The organism is Mesobacillus sp. (genome assembly GCF_049588175.1).
Lineage (GTDB): Bacteria > Bacillota > Bacilli > Bacillales > Cytobacillaceae > Mesobacillus.
The window spans coordinates 1-2,001 of sequence record NZ_JBAVFI010000069.1; the positions used below are offsets into that span (position 1 = coordinate 1).

2 protein-coding genes are annotated in these 2,001 nt (G+C 47.5%); both read right to left on the reverse strand.

Going from position 1 to position 2,001, the window contains the following annotated elements; genetic code table 11:
* Window positions 1-986, reverse strand: a 986-nt coding sequence (locus WB217_RS01585) for an acyl-CoA dehydrogenase family protein (RefSeq protein ID WP_423990026.1), incomplete at its 3' end; no start/stop codon positions are given.
* Between the two features lie 28 nt (window positions 987-1,014).
* On the reverse strand, window positions 1,015-2,001 hold a 987-nt coding region (locus WB217_RS01590; protein WP_423990028.1), incomplete at its 5' end, for a class I adenylate-forming enzyme family protein.

The following is a 2,001-nucleotide window of genomic DNA, read 5'->3' on the forward strand; positions in this document are numbered from 1 at the left end:
GCGCTGTCGGTCAGCTTCCATTTTGCCATCGACACTTTGGTTACGATATCCTTTCCCTCGATATGCTCGGCGATCAACTGGTCAAGGAAGGCTCGGCTCATTTCGATTTCGGTCGCCATTTCGACGATTTTAAATTGGGTGTTTTGGAATTTGCTTACCTTCTTGCCGAAGGCTTCGCGGCTTTTCACGTAATCAATCGTCAGCTTCAGCATCACCTCTGAAGCTGTCTGTGCGGCAATTGCCACAAGCAGGCGCTCCTGCTGCAGTTTTTCCATCAAGTAAATGAAGCCTTTGCCCTCTTCACCAAGCAGGTTTTCCTTTGGCACCCTGCAGTCTTCAAAAATAAGTTCCGCTGTGTCCTGGCAATGAAGCCCCACTTTATTCAGCTTCCTACCCCGTGAAAAACCATTTGCACCTCGTTCGACCACAAGCAGGCTCACACCCTTATGCTTAGGGTTTGCTTTCGGATCTGTTTTACAGGCGACTACAATCAGATCTGACTGGATTCCATTTGTTATAAATGTTTTTTGGCCGTTTAAAATGTAGTGGTCGCCATCAAGGATGGCCGTTGTCTGGATGTTTGCCAGATCCGAACCTGTACCAGGCTCCGTCATCGCGATTGCTGTAATGATTTCACCTGTCGTGCATTTAGGAAGCCATCGTTTCTTTTGTTCTTCCGTGCCGAAAGCGGTAATATAAGGAACCACGATATCATTATGAAGGCCCACGCCCACAAGCCCGGAACCCACCCGCTCCAGCTCTTCATTGATGACGACCGCGAATCCCCAGTCAACCTCACTCCCGCCATACTGCTCGTCAATATCCGGGCAAAGATATCCCTGTTCCCCCATTTTCGTCCAGAAGGAGCGCGGAATCATCCTGTCCTCCTCCCACTGATCGTAATATGGGTAAGCTTCCTTCTCTAAAAACTTCCTTAATGACCTGCGAAAAATTTCGTGGTCATCCGTTAAATAAGGGTGCTTCATTCTATATCTCTCCCCTTTAGTTAATTTGCTACTGCTTTACTTCATTCAATTTATGGCGCAGCTGGTATTTCAGTATTTTTCCAGAAGCATTCCTTGGCAGTGCTTCCTCAATAAATATCCTTCTAGGAACCTTGTAGCCTGCAAGGTTTTGACGGCAAAAAGTTTTTAATTCTTGTTCATCTACTAACGCACCCTGTTTCGGCACGATGACAGCGCAGACTGCTTCTCCCCAAACTTCATCCGGGAGCCCAATGATTGCTGCCTCCAAAACAGCAGGGTGTTCATAGAGAATTTCCTCAACCTCGATGGAGTACACATTTTCACCACCGGATATAATCATGTCTTTTTTTCGGTCGACAAGCGTTATGAAGCCTTCTTCATCAATCGTTGCCAGATCTCCCGTATAAAGCCAGCCCTCTTTGATCGTTTTTGCTGTCTCCTCCGGCTTCTTGTAGTATTCCTTCATGATTGATTCACCCTTGATGATGAATTCACCGACTGCACCAGGCTTGATATCCTTGCCTTCTTCATTGACGACTCTGGCTTCAGTTAGGAATGCTGCCTTGCCGCCTTTTCCAAAATGATTTTTATGTCCTTCTGGAGTTAGCAGGATTCCGCCTGGCCCAGCTTCGGTTAAGCCGCAAAGGTTATAAAACTGGTCTGTACGGAACAGCTCGATGCTTTTTCGGACTAACTCAGGTGCCATCGGTGCAGCGCCATATCCGCATCTTTTTATCGAAGAAAGGTCATAATCGGCAGCATTCGGCACCTGCAGCATAAAGTTATACATTGCCGGGACTCCAAAGAAGTGCGTGATCTTATGCTCTTGAATGGCCTCAAGCGTCTTCACCGGATGGAAATCCCGATGGATAATATGCGTAGCTCCGAGCACTACCCCTGAAATCAGGAACAGGTTAAGCTGGGCTGAATGGAACAGCGGTGCGATATGAAGGATTCGCTCCTCCTGGTTGATGCCCATGCTGATCATCATCGTCAGTCCCACATTGAAGACTCG